Source organism: Actibacterium ureilyticum (assembly GCF_002285435.1).
GTDB classification, from domain to species: domain Bacteria; phylum Pseudomonadota; class Alphaproteobacteria; order Rhodobacterales; family Rhodobacteraceae; genus Actibacterium_C; species Actibacterium_C ureilyticum.
Genome location: NZ_NSBT01000018.1, coordinates 296,012 through 311,290, shown reverse-complemented (window position 1 = coordinate 311,290; position 15,279 = coordinate 296,012). Strand labels below are relative to the sequence as shown.

Here is a 15,279-nt window from a genome sequence, read left to right as displayed (position 1 = left end):
AAACTCCGGAATCCCGCAAGCTCCGGATCGGAGGTGCAGTCATGACGCAGCACCTCACACATGGCGGTTTGCCGGATGGTATGACGCGCTGGCAGTTCTTCGGGCTGATCAAAAAGGCACGGCGTCAGCTGGGTCTCAGCAACGGGGCCGTCTCCTATCTGGAAGTCGCGATCTCCAACACAATGGATGAAGATTACGTTGCTGGCCGGATTTGCGGTTTCTGGACCTCGGTAACGAAAACCGCATCGCAGGCCGGGCTTGACCGGCGGCAGGTTGCGCGGATCGAAGGTAGTTTAATCGAGCAGGGCTTTCTGGCGAAATCAGCCTCTGACCATAGCCGCCGTGGCGGTTACCGAAGAGGTGGCAGGATCGGTCACGAATTCGGGATCAACCTCGCACCCCTGATTGCGCGTGCCGCCGAGATTCAGGCGGCGGCTCGAATGGCGACCTTTGAAGAGGAGGAGGCCGAACGGCTGCGCGCCCGGATCAGGAAGCTGTTCGGCGACATTCGCAGGCTGTGCCTCGATGTTGCGACAGAGGCCGCAGAGGATATTCTACCCAATCGCCGTCCTTCGACCATCCAAAGCTTCGAACGCCTGAAGCAGGTCGCCGAAGCGCTGGAGGCGGTCTGGGAGGATTTTTCTGCGGAAGTCAGTAGGGGTGAAAAGTCCCACCAGTGCGACATTTCACCCGCACTCAATACAAGTAAAGAAAATATCAACAAAACCTGTAGGGCTGAGAAACGGCGTGACGCTCAGCCCGTCCGTACAACGCCCGCCCAGGTGGCGTTGCTGGCCAGCAAGCCGCTCCAGGAACTGATCGAAGTGTACTGGAACGCGTTGGACAAGCGCGGTCCGCTGAGTTGGCGAACAATCCAGATGGCCGCAAGGGATCGGGCCGATCAGCTCGGAATAAGGTCCGGTGTCTGGCAGCGACAATGCGGAATGTTGGGAGAGGAACGGACAGCGCTGTGCCTCATGATCGCGGATCGCAACTCTGAGCGGCTCGATGGTTATCGGGTTCGGGATGCCGCTGCCGCGTTCATCGGCATGGCACGATCAGAAGCGCGTCAGGGCGCTGTCATCGACAGCCTGCTCGGGGAACTGATCGGCAATGTAGGTGGGCAGAGAAATGACGCTTGATACGTCGCTTGCACGGGTTCCCCTTTCACACGAAGCCCCCTTTGCAACCTCAACCCGCGCGCCCACCACACGGCTGGTGCGGGTTGAGGTTGCAGCCGCCGCTGTCGGCTTCGGTCCCGTTGGGACCGGCGGCGCAGCCGCCTGGCTGGGTTCAGGGGTGCAGCGCCCTGGCCGACATGTTGCTTGCAACATAATAGTCGGTCCATATTGTGTTTCTTTTCAAACTGGGGGGCTGTGATGTCTGGTCCCCAGTTTATGCACCTCCAGTCCTATTCGCGCAAAGCCAATGAGGGCGGGCAGTCTGTTGAACAGGTGCTCGCAGAGGCCTCCCGCGCACCTGAATACAGCAAGCATGTTGCCGATCCTCGCCCGCCGTCTCTCGTCTATGGCGTGAGCGCTGATGAGGTCCGCAAGCTGCATGACGAGATGGTCGCCGCTGGCGGCGTCGAAGTCACCCTGAAGGATGGCCGGACGGCGCGGCGGGGTATCCGCAAGGACCGGCACACTTTGCTGACGGCTGTCGCATCGCATCCCTTGCCGACCGATCTTGTGAACACGAAACCCGACGCCCGCGCTGATTACGAACGCTGGCGCGACCATAACCTTGCCTGGCTCAAGGCGCAGTTCGGCGACAAGCTGGTGTCCGTCATCGAGCATTGGGACGAAAAGCACCCGCACATCCACGCTTACATATTGCCGTTGGATGACCCGACCTGTTCCGCACGCCAACTCAATCCGGCGTGGCAGGCCAAAGAGGAGGCGATGGAGGTTGCCCGTGCCGCCGGTCATGATGACAAGGCCGCTCTGAAGCTCGGCAACGCAGCCTATCGCACGAAGGCGCGTGAATTGCAGGACCACTACTATGAGCATGTCAGTCTGGCCTGTGGCCTGACTCGAACTGGCCCAAAGCGCGAACGCCTCAGCCGCCAGCAATGGAAGGCGCGGAAGGACGCAGCAAAGCTGACGGCCCAGATCAGCCAGGAAATCGACGGGCGGCTGGAAGATGTCGTTGACGCGGAAGATGGTCTGGAGCGGTCACTGGCCGCCAAGGCCGAGGAGATCGTGGAAAAACTCGACCTGGCGGATCAGGCGCTGGAAGAGGCGGAAGCGGATCGTGCAGAGGCTAAGCGTCTGCGCGAGCAGGCTGCGCGGGATGCCCAGAATGCCGAAACGCGTATTCAGCAGCAGCTTGACCAAAAGCAGGAGGAGCTTGAGGCTCTGCATCGGCAACAGCGCGAAGCGGAACACGCCGACCTTCACCGCGCCCGGCAGCAGGCCGAACAGGAAGCCCGCCGCTTGCGGGATGCACAGGCGCAGCTCCACCAGGATCGGGCTGACGCGCTGCGCAATACAGCGAAAGAGGCCGCGCACGTTGTTCTGGAGTTGTTTCTTGGGGTGCTCGATGGTTCGGTGCGTCCGCGCCCCGACGATTCGAGAATTTGGATCATCCGGGATGACGATCTTCGGGAGCGGGCGAAAAAGCTCGACCTGATCGAGTTGGTCAAAGACACGATGAAGGTTCTACACGATGCTTGGACGCTGCTCTCGGAACGGCTGTCGGCCACGGAAAGAGCGGCAGTCTCCGAACAGATTGCAGAGCCTGTGAAGGCGGCGCTAGACCGACAGCCCGGTCGCCAGCCATGAATGAACTTGATGCACGTCTTGCAAAAATACGGCGACAAAAAGCTGAAGCCCGCACCACGGCTGTGGATGATTTTGCGCAGTTGAGGGAGGGGTTGGCCGAGGCCCAGAGCAAACTCGCGGAACTGGACGCCACCCGGCAAACCCTGTCGGAGGCTGTCGAAGCCGATAGCCGAAGGATCGCGGCCCTTCGCCGCCGGGTGACAGTTGCTGTGGTTTTGGTCGCCCTCATCGCGGCTTTGGTTCTGGCACTCACCGGGGCTGTCGCCAGCCGCATGGTCAATGAAGCACGAACCGAGGCCGCTCGTATCCGAGCCGAGAACACCCAGGAGATTGCCCAGGCACGGGCCGAAGGCGAAGCTGCTTTGCAGGCTCTTGCAGATCGGCTGGCAAGCCGTGAGGCCGTGCTGACCGCCGAGATCGAAACGATGGGGGCCGATTTGGCGCAGCTTGGTGCCGACCGCGATGCAGCACGCGCCGATCTGGAACATTTTGCAGAGCTGCGCCAGAAAATCGGGTTCGATCTGATCCCCTACCGCAACCGCGTGGTGATCGTGGTGCCACAGGGCGAAACCATCACGCGCTGGAGCGCCCCCGGCCTGTCGGATCTCGCCCGCTACAACGGGCGGATGTTTCGGGTGGTGAGAAATTGAATACCCTGGTAGCGCATGGTCTCCACAAGAGAACAAACAGGGAAGACATTGTTGATTCTTTCATGCTATCGCTAAGCATGATAGAGCCTTCGCAAAAAGAGGAGAGGCGTCTTGGCAGCTCAATTTACATCTATCGACTTGTTTTCAGGTGCCGGTGGGCTTTCTGAAGGGCTGCGCGTTTCGGGCTTCAAGTCTTTGTATGCAAACGAAATCGTAGCACGTCACGCCGAGACTTATGCTCTGAACCATCCTGAGACCATCGTTGAGTCGAGAGATATTCGCTTAGTTGATGCTGGTGATGTACGTCGTCGGTTGGGGCTGCAAAAGGGGGAGCTGGATCTTGTGGCCGGTGGCCCGCCCTGTCAGGGCTTCTCGATCAACGCGCCCAAACGGTCGTTGGACGATGAACGGAACAGCCTCTTTCTCGAATTCTTGCGCTTTGTCGATGAGTTTGAGCCAAAGGCGGTCCTGATCGAAAATGTCCCCGGTCTTGTCTCGTTCGAAGGTGGAGGCACCTTGCAGGCAATCTTGCAGGCATTGGGTCAGCACGGATACAGAGCGGATGTGAAAATCCTCTACGCGCCGCATTTCGGCGTGCCGCAAACCCGGTGGCGGACTGTGATCATCGGCATCCGTGGGGATGAGGCAGATCCTCTTAGCGCCTTCCCCGAACCCGTTCGCAATGCGCCTCTCCGGGTGAATTTCACCTCGAACTTCGAGGGCAAGAACATCGTGGCTCTTCCAACCAACCTGGAACTGCCCTCTTTCGTGAGTGTTCGTGATGCGATTGATGATCTTCCCGTTCTCTTGAACGGGGAAACCGGGGCGAAACGCAAAGACTACAAGACCAAGGCGCAGAATGATTTTCAGGCTGCCATGAGAAACGGGAGTAAAGGTGTCCTGAACCACGAGGCCCCGCGCCTTGGAGAAATCAACATCAAGCGCATGTCGTTCATCCCGCCTGGGGGAAACTGGACAGACATCCCCGAGGATCTGCTGCCGAAAGGCATGAAACGGGCGCGCCGTTCTGATCATACCAAGCGATACGGTCGGGTTGCGCCAGATGGCCTTGCATCGACCATTCTGACGAAATGTGATCCTCATTGGGGCGCCTATTTCCACTATGAGCAAGATCGTTGCTTCACTGTCAGAGAGGCGGCGCGGATTCAGACTTTCCCAGATACCTACCGCTTCGTTGGTTCGCGCGTCGAACAGTACGAGCAGGTTGGAAATGCTGTTCCGTCGCTATTGGCCGCTGCGATTGGGCGGTCGATCCGTGGTGTCCTTGAGGAATTGCGTGGACGCGCGCGGAAGGTTTCGTAACAAATGGCCGCAACAATTTTCGAGTTCTTTGGGTATCGTGCCGATGATACGTCCGACGTTGCGAAGCGTGCTGCGGATACGGAAACCTGCCCAATCAGCGGGGACACCTGTCAGAAAAGCTTTAACGATGGGGTGGTGTCGGGCGTTTGCGCGATCAAACCTATCACGAGCGAGCCGGTGATCTGCTGTCCGATCCGCCTATATGCCGACGACTACCGAATTTTGTCCGATATTGCCGACCGCGTATTTGGTTCCAACCTAAAGTTGGTTGCGGGGCGCGATGCCGTAAAGCACTCCATTGATCATCAGGAAGAATGTGTGGCCGTTTTCGGCAAGGGCTGGGGAGGCGAACTCCGCCTGCCGCAAAAGTCGAAAAAGGGCGGCTACTTTGTCGATTGGGTGCTGGCAAAACTCAGCAACCAAGGCGAATTGATCGAGTTTGTGGCGGTTGAGGTGCAGACGATTGATACGACCGGCACATATCGTCCAGGCTATGATGCACTCAAGGCGGATCGCTCGATTGAGAAAACAACGGCCGGGCTGAACTGGGAAAATGTCGCCAAACGCATCCTGCCGCAGTTGATTTATAAAGGGCAGATTCTGCAACGTGAGGAACTGTGCCGCAGTGGCCTGTTCTTTGTGTGTCCTGCGCCGGTTTTCGAACGGATCATGGAACGGCTGGGTGGTCAGGAAGGCCTGATCCGATATGCGCTTCAGCCCGCGTCGATCACCTTCGCAGTGTACGACTATGACATGCCGGACAAGCCTGCCCCCGAAAGTTTGGTTCCGCTGAAAAACACGCTCAATCATTCAACTACGGTCTACAAGGTACAGGAAGCCTTTAACAATGTGACGCTGCCTGTAGAGAACGTCTACCGCGACGCGATCCTGCGGGCGCTCGGGAGCGCTACCAGCGAGTAACGCCCGTCTATACTGCCACGCTCAGGCCTCCAGCACAAAGGCCGGATCGAACTCGACCTCTTCGCCCGGATATCCGCGTCCGTTCATGACGAAGCGGATTGGGCCGTGCTTGCCTCTGCCGGTCCACGTCTCATTGTCGTGGCTGTGGCCGCAGATCCAGGTGTGGATGTCGAAGCCCTTGATCTCGCCCCATAGGTCGCTGGCGAATCCGGCACAAAGGGCGCGTTTGTTGTCATTGCCGACTTCGCGGGCGGGGTGGACGAGCTGGCGCACCGGGATGTGGTGGGTCATGACGATGGTTGGTCCGTCATGGGGCTGGCGTAGAGCGTCCCAGATCGCCGCTTTGTCCAGCGCATGATGGTCCAGCATCGTGCGCACGCAGAACATGCGCCTGGGTGTGACGCCGATCCGCTGATAATCCATCAGGCAATCCCCGACCATGCCCCATGCGAGGCCCTCCAGTTCGGGGAAGAGCTTCAAGTCCGTCCAGAGCGGCGCGCCGATGATGCGTACGCCAGCGATCTCGGTGGTTTCGCCATGCAGGACGCGGATGTCGAGGCCTTCGGCGCGCAGCACGGCAAGCTGGCGTTCCTCGTTGGCCAGAAGCTCCGACCAGATCGAGCCGTAGGGTTCGTGGTTGCCCCAGATCACCACGACCGGGCAGCCGTATTTGCGTGCGGCGTGTGCCGGGATATCCAGATGACGACCCATCGTTTGGGTATCGCCCGCGATCAGAACCCCGTCCACTGGCGCGGACAGGTCGGGCAGGTCGAAGCCGCCCCAGAATTCATCATGCAGGTCACTCCAGACAAGAAATCGGGTCATTTGGGGTCATCCTTTGGTCATGTCGGCTTCGAAGGCGTGGATCGGCATCGCCTGCATTCCGGCAGCTTTTGGCCCCTCCACATCGGCAGACGGGGTGTCACCGATAAAGAGAATTTCCGCGCGTTCCAGTCCAAGCGCCTTGGCCACACAGCCGTATATTTCTGGCTCCGGTTTTAAGAACCCCACCTGATAGGACAGGATCATAGCGTCGGGCGGGTCTGGCAGCAGATCGCGCAAGACGGCTCCATAGGGCGTGGCCAGGTTGGAGCATATTGCAATCTTGACCCCTTGGGCGCGCAGATCTGCCCAGATCGCGTCAATGCCGGGGCGCAGGCGCACCGATAGCAATTCCGCGGCAATTTCGGACGCCACCTGATCAAGCTGTCCCTCGGGTAGGTCAACACCAAGTGCCGCACCCCAGCTTTGCAGCGCCCGGTCTTCGCGCATGAGCCTGTCGCGCAGCGCCTGCGCGGCGGCAGGGTTCAGCCCGTCAATCAGGGGGCGATAGGGTTTGCGCTTGTCGGTGATTTCAACAACGGTGCCAAAAGCATCAAAGCAGATCGCCTTGATTCTTCGATGACCGGCGATGGTTTGACCGGTTTGTAGCATCTCAAAACTCCATTGGTTTATGCTCGACATCCGCCCAATGCCTGTTCACGGGCAGGGTTTTGGCGCGTCTGGCAATTTCCTCAAACCGAACAGGCATGAAATCCCAGACATCGACGCCCACGTTGACGCTGTTGCGCCACCCTTTCCATTGCCCATGGACGTGACCGAATATCTGAAGCGCACCGCGCCGCGCGCGGTTCCAGGTGATCATGGGATAATGGCACAGCGTATGCGCCTGGTCGCCGGGGCCATCCTTGACCTCGGCCAGATGCGAAATGCTGTTCCAGGGCAAGGCCAGTGTCGGTTCCAGATCGTGATTGCCAATCACCAGATGTTTGCGCGCGCCCGGAAGCTGCCCGAAAAGGGGTTCCAGATAGCTTGCCATTTTGGCCTTCGGCCCGAAGGCAAAGTCACCGATGATCCAAAGATCATCCTCGGGACGGACCTTGGACCAAAGATTCTCGATCAACACGGTGTCCATATGACCGGCATTGTGAAAGGGCCGCCCGCACAGCGCGATGACGTTCTCATGCCCGAAATGGGTGTCTGCCGTATACCAGTTGGTCATGTCCTTGCCTCCGTCATGCCAGGTGGCGGCGGCGTCAGAGGCGTTGCGGTGATGGGGATCATCTATCGGCGAACAGCTCGAAGCCGCCCGCCTTGTCTCGCGGGCGCTAATTCAGGGTGATATGTGCGCGTACTGTGATCATGCGGGCGACATAGCTGATTTGCGCCGTTTTGGCCAGTTGCCTATGGCGCGCCGTTCACGAAATCCTCGGCGGCCTGATTGAGCCGCGCCCATTCGCGCACCCGCGCCTTCAGCTCCTCAAGCCAAGCGTCTTCTGCCGGGGTGCGGTTGCGCCCGCAGAGGTCGGCCAGTTCCTTGCGGTCGGCTTGGTGCTGGAGGCTGTCGATCCAGTGTCTTTCCATGGCGGCCTTCCTATTCCTTGCGGTGCCAAAGCACTTCGGAGACGTCGAATTTATGCGCCCTGAATAGGAAGAATCCTCCGATCAGAACGAAAGGGGACCCCCACCACAAGATGCCTTTGCCGTCAATAAACATCAGGCCCAGACCGATGATGACCGCGATTACGCCGGTCTTGTAGATGTCAAAGCGCTTGGCCCATTCGGGTGTCGTGTCCTTGGTTGCCTGGCAACTGGGGCAAACATCTGCCCGAGCGTCCATCTCGGTGTAGCAAAACGGGCAGGTTTGGATTTCTGGTGCTGTTTCGGTCATGGCGTCACAGGTCCATATCGGCGGGCGCGACCGGCGCGTCGGTGGTCAAGGCTTCGAGTATTTGACGATCCACCTCGGCGACATGCTGGCGGATCAGATCGAAATCGGTCAGCGAAAAGCTGACGGTCGAGAGCTGCGCGCCGCCGCTAACCCCAACCGTGAACAGCGCCGTGCAACCCGGCATGATCGGCGTTTCACGGTGATGGCGAAAACGGTATTCGGCATCGGCACTGAAGCCCGTTGAGCAGGGTCGATACTGGATCGTCTTGCGCGACCCAAACTGGCTGACGGTGGTGATCTCATGCAGCGGCTGGCCGTCGAGATCGGGGATGAAACCCTCTTCGCCCCAAGCCCATGTTGCGCTGCTCCCGTCGCGCTTTGAGGGCGAGCCATAGCGCTCTTCCAACTGCGCGATCAGCGCGGCAGGCTCTGGCAGGTTCTCGTTCGGCTCGCGGATTGTGCGCCGGATTTGCAGCACCCGCCCTCCCATGGCCTCGGTGGCCAGCGTGGCGCTGATCTCGGCATAGGGATCGCGGCCCATGCGTGTGTGCAGCCCCACGCCTTGCGTCACCAGCTTCTGGTCGAAGGTCAGCGCAAAGACGCGCCCCTCGCCATTCTCGACCCGCAGCGCGACCTGCTCTGGCACGAGGATCAGCATCATCCGTTCGCCGAACATGCTGGCTGCATCCATCGCCTCGGCCCCCGGCTGAATGTCGAGGATCGCGTAGGGGTAAGGGCGCGGCTCCGGCGTCAGCGTTTCGGTCAGGCTGTCTCGGGCGTAGGCGGCGGCTGCACCGGAAATCAGCGAAGCCATGAACAACTGGCGGGCAAATCGTACGAAACTCATCGAAATCTCCTCTGTCACTCAAAATGATACGATTAGTCCGTGGACGATTAAACACCTTTTTTGCGCTACAGCGGTATGGAGCGCACGTTTACAGTCGAGGATTTCGGGAAGCGCTTGCGCGAGCTGCGCAAGGCACAGGGCTATTCACAGGAAGGGTTTGCCCTGACCGTAGAGCTTGACCGAACCTATATCGGCGGCATCGAGCGTGGGGAGCGGAATCCGGGCCTCAAGACGATCCTGAGGATAGCTGAGGCGCTTGAGGTTCCTGCGGCGGAGCTGTTTATCCAGAGATAGCGAGCACGCCCGAGAAAGGTATTGCCGAATACTAGCCAAATCAGCTTGAAACTGTCACAATACAAAAAGTTCCTCTTGACAGGAACAAAAAAAGAACAACATGAGGCGGAGTGTAGATTGCCTGTACAGGTCAAAGCGGAGCGATGAAGGCGGTAGGTTATGTGAGTTGCATCGTTGGTGGTGCGGTTCTTTGCTATCTACTCTTGTCACTTGGTGTCGTTGATGCAGTCGACGGACTGCCCGGCACCATGCAAGAACCCGCAATCGCAATGCCTACATATCTCGGCTTTATGTCCGCGATGATGACTGCGGTTACGGCTGTGCTGGCTGCGGTCGCAATCGGGATCGGGGTTGTTGCCTTTTTCACGTTTGGCGGGATCAAGGACGAAGCCCGGAAGATCGCCAGCGAGCGAGTAAACGAACTGGTCAATGAGAAGCTGTCGGATGACGCGATCAAGGCACGCATTGACGAAATTGCATTCGGGCAAGGGCCGCGTGGTGAGCTAGATGAAGACTTTGATCCAGACGACACTGGCAACCGCTAGGAGGGAGAACTATGACTTCACGTGAGTACAAGCGAATTGAAGGACCTGCCAAGGAAATCCTTGAACGGCATCTTGCAGAATACCCTGTAAAGCTCGGGCAACTCGCAAAGGAGCTGGGCGTTTCTATCAAGGTGTCCAGCATGAGCACTGGTGTTTCCGGTCAAATCATGAAGGAAGATGGTCACTACACTATTCGCGTGAACCGGCACGAGGCGCGCGAGCGCCAGAGGTTCACCATCGCACATGAATTGTCCCATTTCTTCCTGCACAAGGCGGTCATTGACAGCTCGCCGGACGGGATCAAGGACAACGTCCTGTATCGCTCTGGGGAGCCTGAGCGCATTGAGTATGAAGCCAATCGGCTGGCGGCGGACATTGTTATGCCGATGGCACTTGTCGAACAGGTGCTTCGCGACGAATTTGGCGGCGTAGTCACAGAGGCAACGATAGAAAGCCTTGCGGCGCGGTTCCAAGTGTCCAAAGCTGCCATGGAAATCCGGTTGTCGACCTTCGCAGAAGCATGAGTGAGTGAACCATGGTCCTAGAGAACAAGAGCTACGTTCCAACTTTGGCTATCCGCGCCAGCGAAATGAACGGGCTTGAGTTCTTGCCGGGGGCGACAAAGGATAGGATGACGCCCTGCATCCTTCTCGCCCCTTGGGCCAATTCCCTCACCTTAGACCGGGCTATTGACCGCGTTGAGCGGGCGTTCCCCAATCGCAACTACTTCCTAGACATAGACCGAGACTATCAGTTTACGAACCTTGAGAGCGGGCCGCAGCAGGAATTGGCGCGGTTGATGGAATCGGATAACGCCTTCGCTAACTGGGTCGAGTTTGTGGAGCGGCACGAGAATGCGTGGCCCTGTATCCAGTCTAGGGGACAGAGTGAAGCTGACCTGAGAAGGCAAATCGAAGCCATTCAGGAGTTGGGGCGCCCGTACTGCATGAGGATCGTGCGGGATCGGTTCCCTAGCAACATACAAGAAATCGTTGCGGCCTTCGCCGCTGGGGGTGCTGCTGACTTCGCGATCATCCTAGAGGGAGGCTGGACCCGGGACCCATTGACTCTTTCGGTGTGGTTCGAGGGCGTGATTGCCGAAAGCCTGCAAGAGATTGATGCGGCTGTGCCTGTGGTGCTTTCATGTACTTCCATTCCGAAGATGTTCTCTGCATTTAGCGGCATCACGCCGGTTCCGTTCAGCAACCGCCAGCTAATCGACCAAATCTCGCGCAGGTCTAACCGCACACAGGTCATCTACGGTGACTGGGGGAGCACTCGACCGCGTGAAGAGGGAGGGTTCGCGAGCCGCCCACTGGACCGCATTGACTACCCCACTGACGGCGCATGGTACATTGTCCGGAATAAGGATGCAGAGTGGGACTTTGAAGCCGCCGCAGAAGAGCTGATAGAGAATAGCGACGTGTGGGACGGGGACCTCAACATCTGGGGGGAAGAAATGATCTACCAGACCACCATAAACGAAGAGATCGGCATTGATACCCCGCAGAAGAACGTGGCAGCTCGGGTGAACATCCACCTTCACCGGCAAGCGTTTTATGGGGCCGGTGATATTGGTGGGATGAACCTTGATGAAGATTGGGAAGACTAGACTCGGTTAAACGTCTTTACGGGACCTTCGACAAATCCCTCATCCACCCTACTCTGCCAGTCTGCCATATCCTGTTCAAACTGGTCCTGATCCTCGTAGTTCTCCCAGAACGGTGGCGCAGGGATATCTTCGGGGTGGAAACGGTACTTCGTCGTCAATTTAACCGCATCCCGGATCACGCCAGGATGGACACGCGGCAAGCCCTGCCAATCATAGGTTAGAACAAAGCGTGCCACGCCCATGCGGGTGTGCATGTCCATTTCCGGGTATTCCTTATCAAGAAATTTCAGGACAATGCAGAAATCGCTGATCGCGCTGTTGATCGTCTCGGGGCGCGGCGTGGCGGGGCCGCCCAGCAAAATCTCGTTCAAATCTCCACTGGTCAGAATGGCAAGGCGGACAAGCGCGTCGGACGGGATCGCGCGGGTGCCTTGTTCATAGTCGTAATAGCTGCGCGTCGTGACCTCCATCATGGCGGCCATGTCCTGCTTCTTTAGGTTGCGTGCGATTCGAAAGCGGCGAAGGTTTTCATGCACCGCGTTACTTGGCATCGCACCCATGCGCGCATCCTCGCGGTGGCGCTCCAATTCTTCCTCAATCTCGCCCGTCACGTCATCTGCAACCGAATTTTGCCGCTTCATCACCCTGCACTCAATCTATTTCGGAAACATGCTTCCGCTTTTCATCTATTTACAAGAAGCGCGTGACTTGCAACCCAAACCTGTAGATAAATGCAGAAAAGACGACGATTACCGAGGACAGCATGTCAGATTTGCTCACAGAGGGTCAAACGCCGGAAGCGTGGAGCGAACAGCTTGGCGCGCATGGCGTTCACGTCTCCCCCCGCCTGATCCGCACCAAGGCACGCGAAACGGGCCAGTTTCACAAACTGGGCCGGTTGATGCTGCTGACGCCTGCACAAATGGAGCGGCTGATCGCAAGCGCCTCGGACAAAGATGAAATACCCGCGCAGGGCCTGAGATGATAAAGGGTTCACGTCTTCCAACTGATTGGGGCGCGGCCCTGCGTCGGGCGGACGCAGCCCGGTATTGCGGCCATTCGCCGGGGCATTTCGACAAGCTGGTGAGAAGTGGCATCTACCCGCCCGGAAGGAACGCTGATGGAGTGGCCGTGTGGCTGCGGTGGGAATTGGATTCCGCGCTTGCCGACCTGCCTACCATTGGGGGACAAACGTGGAGTGAAGGAAACAGTTGCGACGAGGCGTTCGGTTGCTGACAAGGATGAAACATCTAAACCCATCCGGGCGGTTCCCCAGTGGCAATGTTCGCTATTACTACCGTCCAAAGGGGCAAAAGGGCATCGCAATGCCCGACCTCCCCTCGGACCATCCTGATTTTCTTGCGGCCTATGCCGTTGCTGCGGGTTCCAAAGAGCCGATCCGGGTACGCGCGGGGACGGGCAGCATTGGGTTGGCGGTTGAGGGATACCTGAAATCGGATGTTTTTCTCGTGGGGCTGGCGGAAGGCACACGATCCGCCAGACGGCGCATGTTGGACGAAATCCGTGAACGATACGGGCATGGTCGGGTGATCGACCTTCGGAGCAAGCATATCGAAGCTGACCTGAACCGGTTCACGGGACACGCACGGAACAACCACCTGAAAGCTTGGCGGGGCTTTGGGAAATGGCTCGCCGAGACATATAAGATCGCTGATCCGACCACAGACGCCAAGAAAGCGCCCGTCGCGCAGTCAGATGGGCATCCCCCATGGTCAGAAGACGAGATTGAGGCTTTTCGCGCGCACTGGTCGATCGACACGCCCGAACGTCTGGCGTTCGAGGTGATCTTCTGGACCGGCGCGCGCATTTCGGATGCAGTTCGGCTGGGACACGGCAACGTGGACCGGGACGGTTGGATCGTGTTCCGCCAGCAGAAGACCGGCGGCGAAGTCGCAATCCCCTTTAGTCGTGCCTTACCGGACTTCGCAGAAGGCATGGAAACGGACCTCGCCTATCTTCATGCCGCTCTGAGTGCCCGTGAAGACAAACACATGACATGGATGACGACCGCGCACGGGAAATCCCGGAGTGTGAAAGCGGCGGGCCAGTGGTTTGCGGCCAAAGCCAGAGCTGCGGGCATCTCAGGTCGCTCGGCGCATGGTTTGCGGAAAAGCCGGGCGCGAGCGCTTGCCGAAGCCGAAGGAACCTCGGCCCAAATCGGGGCCTGGACGGGGCATGAAAGCCTGTCAGAGATCGAACGATACATCCGCAACTTCAACAAGCGGAAGGTGCTCAGCAGCACGAAAACGGAACAAAAAGTTCCAACTCAACCGACCAAAGTTCCAAACCTTCAGAAAAAGTGAGGATAAACATATGCTTAAGAAGGTGTTGGTGACCCCGGCAGGATTCGAACCTGCAACCTGCCCCTTAGGAGGGGGCTGCTCTATCCAATTGAGCCACGGGGCCAGCCCAACCCCTGTAACAAGGGGTTTCTGCGCGTTCAACCGATCAGAGCCTTGTCCGCCGAATTGTTTTAGCGCTAACTAAGGTCAGGAAATCAGGAGGAGAAACCTGCATTTGACCGCGCCGCAACCCGAACGCCCCCGCCGCCCGCTGACCTTGCGTGATGTGTCCGAAGCCTCGGGCGTCAGTGAAATGACCGTCAGCCGCGTGTTGCGCCAGCGCGGGGATGTGAGCGAGGCCACGCGCGAGCGGGTGTTGGAAAGCGCGCGGCGGCTGGGCTATGTGCCCAACAAGATCGCGGGCGCGCTGGCCTCGCAGCGGGTGAACCTGGTGGGGGTGATCATCCCGTCGCTGTCGAACATGGTGTTCCCCGAAGTGATGACCGGGATATCCTCGGTGCTTGAGGATTCGCCGCTGCAACCGGTCGTGGGTGTCACCCATTATTCGCGCGAACAGGAAGAGCGCGTGCTGTACGAAATGCTGTCGTGGCGGCCGTCGGGCGTGATCATTGCCGGGCTGGAACACAGCGACGCGGCGCGGGCGATGCTGCTGAATGCGGGCATCCCGGTGGTCGAGATCATGGATGTGGATGGCGAGCCGGTGGATGCGATGGTCGGCATTTCGCACCGTCGCGCAGGCGTCGAAATGGCCCGCGCCATCGTCAAGGCGGGCTATCGCCGGATCGGGTTCATGGGAACCAAGATGCCGATGGATCACCGCGCCCGCAAACGGTTCGAGGGCTTCACCGACGCGCTGGCCAAGTCGGGGCTGGAGATCGCGGATCAGGAATTCTATTCCGGCGGATCCGGTCTGGCCAAGGGGCGCGAGCTGACCGAGGCGATGCTGGCCCGCACGCCGGATCTGGATTTTCTTTATTATTCCAATGACATGATCGCTGCCGGCGGCCTGATCTATTGCATGGAAAAGGGCATCGACGTGCCCGGGCGGCTGGGTCTGGCGGGGTTCAACGGGATCGAGCTGCTGGATGGTCTGCCGCGGCGGCTGACCACGATGGATGCCTGCCGGCGCGAGATCGGCTGCAAGGCGGCCGAGATCATCCTGCGTTGCAGCGAAGACGACAGCAACAGCAGCGGCGAGCGGATCGAGCTGCGCCCCACCCTGCAGATCGGCGATACGCTGAAACGCGGGTAGAAAGCGCGCGATGGACAAGCACTGACCTTTGGTGTTTAAGGCCCGCAAAGGGTC

19 protein-coding genes and 1 tRNA gene are annotated in these 15,279 nt (G+C 58.9%); 12 read left to right on the top strand and 8 right to left on the bottom strand.

Features of this window, described 5'->3' with window-relative positions; all coding sequences use genetic code 11:
• The first annotated feature begins 41 nt into the window (after nt 1-41).
• The 5 genes from CLM60_RS04405 to CLM60_RS04385 all read left to right on the top strand — a co-directional run bounded on the left by CLM60_RS04405 (nt 42) and on the right by CLM60_RS04385 (nt 5,680).
• Complete coding sequence (locus CLM60_RS04405) at nt 42-1,142, top strand: helix-turn-helix domain-containing protein (protein WP_095587939.1); 1,101 nt, start codon at nt 42-44, stop codon at nt 1,140-1,142.
• Between the two features lie 237 nt (nt 1,143-1,379).
• Nucleotides 1,380-2,786, top strand: coding sequence for a plasmid recombination protein (locus CLM60_RS04400; RefSeq protein WP_141246461.1), 1,407 nt, complete (start codon nt 1,380-1,382; stop codon nt 2,784-2,786).
• Complete coding sequence (locus CLM60_RS04395; RefSeq protein WP_141246460.1) at nt 2,783-3,436, top strand: hypothetical protein; 654 nt, start codon at nt 2,783-2,785, stop codon at nt 3,434-3,436. The genes CLM60_RS04400 and CLM60_RS04395 overlap by 4 nt, the downstream gene beginning before the upstream one ends.
• 111 nt (nt 3,437-3,547) lie before the next feature.
• Complete coding sequence (locus tag CLM60_RS04390) at nt 3,548-4,759, top strand: DNA cytosine methyltransferase (RefSeq protein WP_095587936.1); 1,212 nt, start codon at nt 3,548-3,550, stop codon at nt 4,757-4,759.
• 3 nt (nt 4,760-4,762) lie between these two features.
• Complete coding sequence (locus CLM60_RS04385) at nt 4,763-5,680, top strand: NotI family restriction endonuclease (protein WP_095587935.1); 918 nt, start codon at nt 4,763-4,765, stop codon at nt 5,678-5,680.
• A 21-nt stretch (nt 5,681-5,701) separates the two neighbouring features.
• On the opposite strand, the gene CLM60_RS04380 is transcribed toward CLM60_RS04385, so the two are convergent.
• From CLM60_RS04380 to CLM60_RS04355, 6 genes are all read right to left on the bottom strand, one after another.
• Nucleotides 5,702-6,505 (bottom strand): metallophosphoesterase, encoded by an 804-nt coding sequence (locus tag CLM60_RS04380; protein WP_095587934.1) that lies wholly within the window; start codon nt 6,503-6,505, stop codon nt 5,702-5,704.
• A 6-nt stretch (nt 6,506-6,511) separates the two neighbouring features.
• Nucleotides 6,512-7,114, bottom strand: a complete 603-nt coding sequence (locus tag CLM60_RS04375) for an HAD family hydrolase (protein ID WP_176473782.1) — start codon at nt 7,112-7,114, stop codon at nt 6,512-6,514.
• 1 nt (nt 7,115) lies between these two features.
• On the bottom strand, nt 7,116-7,682 hold the full coding sequence (locus tag CLM60_RS04370) for a metallophosphoesterase (RefSeq protein ID WP_095587932.1): 567 nt from the start codon (nt 7,680-7,682) through the stop codon (nt 7,116-7,118).
• Between the two features lie 182 nt (nt 7,683-7,864).
• Nucleotides 7,865-8,044 carry a hypothetical protein gene (locus CLM60_RS04365; protein ID WP_095587931.1) on the bottom strand — a complete coding sequence of 60 codons (180 nt, stop codon included), beginning with the start codon at nt 8,042-8,044 and terminating at the stop codon, nt 7,865-7,867.
• A 10-nt stretch (nt 8,045-8,054) separates the two neighbouring features.
• Nucleotides 8,055-8,351 carry a hypothetical protein gene (locus tag CLM60_RS04360; RefSeq protein ID WP_141246459.1) on the bottom strand — a complete coding sequence of 99 codons (297 nt, stop codon included), beginning with the start codon at nt 8,349-8,351 and terminating at the stop codon, nt 8,055-8,057.
• A 4-nt stretch (nt 8,352-8,355) separates the two neighbouring features.
• Complete coding sequence (locus CLM60_RS04355; RefSeq protein ID WP_095587929.1) at nt 8,356-9,198, bottom strand: hypothetical protein; 843 nt, start codon at nt 9,196-9,198, stop codon at nt 8,356-8,358.
• A 75-nt stretch (nt 9,199-9,273) separates the two neighbouring features.
• Here CLM60_RS04355 and CLM60_RS04350 point away from each other — a divergent pair, with 75 nt between their 5' ends.
• The 4 genes from CLM60_RS04350 (at nt 9,274) to CLM60_RS04335 (ending at nt 11,649) form a co-directional block, all read left to right on the top strand.
• Entirely contained in the window at nt 9,274-9,492 is a 219-nt protein-coding gene (locus CLM60_RS04350; protein ID WP_095587928.1) for a helix-turn-helix domain-containing protein, read from the top strand.
• A 143-nt stretch (nt 9,493-9,635) separates the two neighbouring features.
• Entirely contained in the window at nt 9,636-10,037 is a 402-nt protein-coding gene (locus CLM60_RS04345) for a hypothetical protein (protein ID WP_141246458.1), read from the top strand.
• Between the two features lie 11 nt (nt 10,038-10,048).
• Nucleotides 10,049-10,561, top strand: coding sequence for an ImmA/IrrE family metallo-endopeptidase (locus CLM60_RS04340; RefSeq protein WP_095587926.1), 513 nt, complete (start codon nt 10,049-10,051; stop codon nt 10,559-10,561).
• 11 nt (nt 10,562-10,572) lie between these two features.
• A complete protein-coding gene (locus CLM60_RS04335; RefSeq protein WP_095587925.1) occupies nt 10,573-11,649 on the top strand; it encodes a beta family protein in 1,077 nt (358 codons plus the stop codon).
• Here the strand turns inward: CLM60_RS04335 and CLM60_RS04330 are convergent.
• Complete coding sequence (locus CLM60_RS04330; RefSeq protein WP_095587924.1) at nt 11,646-12,290, bottom strand: helix-turn-helix domain-containing protein; 645 nt, start codon at nt 12,288-12,290, stop codon at nt 11,646-11,648. The genes CLM60_RS04335 and CLM60_RS04330 overlap by 4 nt on opposite strands.
• 122 nt (nt 12,291-12,412) lie before the next feature.
• Here CLM60_RS04330 and CLM60_RS04325 point away from each other — a divergent pair, with 122 nt between their 5' ends.
• Together CLM60_RS04325 and CLM60_RS04320 are read left to right on the top strand one after the other, a co-directional pair.
• Nucleotides 12,413-12,634 carry a hypothetical protein gene (locus tag CLM60_RS04325; protein WP_095587923.1) on the top strand — a complete coding sequence of 74 codons (222 nt, stop codon included), beginning with the start codon at nt 12,413-12,415 and terminating at the stop codon, nt 12,632-12,634.
• 340 nt (nt 12,635-12,974) lie between these two features.
• Nucleotides 12,975-13,973, top strand: a complete 999-nt coding sequence (locus CLM60_RS04320; protein WP_176473781.1) for a tyrosine-type recombinase/integrase — start codon at nt 12,975-12,977, stop codon at nt 13,971-13,973.
• Nucleotides 13,974-13,999: 26 nt separating this feature from the next.
• Here the strand turns inward: CLM60_RS04320 and CLM60_RS04315 are convergent.
• Nucleotides 14,000-14,076: transfer RNA gene (locus CLM60_RS04315), tRNA-Arg, on the bottom strand.
• 111 nt (nt 14,077-14,187) lie between these two features.
• Between CLM60_RS04315 and CLM60_RS04310 the strand changes: the two genes are divergently transcribed.
• Complete coding sequence (locus tag CLM60_RS04310) at nt 14,188-15,225, top strand: LacI family DNA-binding transcriptional regulator (protein ID WP_245848177.1); 1,038 nt, start codon at nt 14,188-14,190, stop codon at nt 15,223-15,225.
• Nucleotides 15,226-15,279: the final 54 nt, after the last annotated feature.